The sequence below is a fragment of the Methylacidimicrobium cyclopophantes genome (assembly GCF_902143385.2).
GTDB lineage: Bacteria > Verrucomicrobiota > Verrucomicrobiia > Methylacidiphilales > Methylacidiphilaceae > Methylacidimicrobium > Methylacidimicrobium cyclopophantes.
Map to the genome: position 1 here is coordinate 1 of NZ_CABFUZ020000071.1, position 833 is coordinate 833.

Sequence of the window (833 nt, forward strand, 5' to 3'; positions counted from 1 at the left end):
GGCCGCAGCCGCCGAGCGACCTGAGGTCGCGCTGGAACAGGAAGGGGTGGCTCGGCCGGTTCCTCCGCGCGAGGCATTCGCTTGGATCGACACCCTCCGCCAACTGCAACCCGCGACCGTGGCTCGAGTGGAGGCGGCCATCGGCGCTTCTCTTCATCGCATCGAGAGAAATGATTCGATGGCTGTTTACGAGGCTTCCGGCTCGGCTCGGCCCTGGGTTCGACGCGTCGAGCTGCGACTTCCGGAAAGAGCGAATCAAGGCTGGTCCTTTTTTCTCATTCTCGACTTGGATCCGACGCTGGTGGAGCTCTTGCCCTCCGATGCGATGGCCTACCGAGCCGGAGCTCGGGCCGGAGCGAATCCCGTCATCCCCCCAGGCTGGCGGGACATTTTCAAATACTGGGAGCTCGCCGCTCCCGACTTTCTCCTCTGGGACAACGGAGACGAGACGATCCTCCTTCGCTTCCGCTCCCAAGGGCCTAGGCGCTTGCAGCAGTGCAGCCTCTATCGAAAATCCCCTCCTCCGGCTGCGGGAATCCGGGAGGGCCATCGAGCGTTGAGATTGGGCAACCGCAAAGTGGAAACCGGCCTCGGCTCGGCCGTCGACGCACTCGTCAACGACTCCTCGACTACGGCCGCGCAAGTTCAAGCACTGCAAGACGCAGGCTGGAGGATGCTCTGGTCCCCTCTGGCGATCAGCGCCGTCGATTTCGTGCAGAAGGCGATCCTTCTGCCCAAGGACAAGAACCCCCAGAAAAGTTACGCTTGGCTTCTTTGGGAACTCGGGCGAATTCCAAGGCCGCTCGATGCCGTCGCTGCGGCGAGGCCCGCCG

1 protein-coding gene is annotated in these 833 nt (G+C 63.4%); it reads left to right on the forward strand.

Going from position 1 to position 833, the window contains the following annotated elements:
* The coding region (locus FN369_RS10990; protein ID WP_178087600.1) for a hypothetical protein at positions 1 to 833 on the forward strand (833 nt) is incomplete at both ends.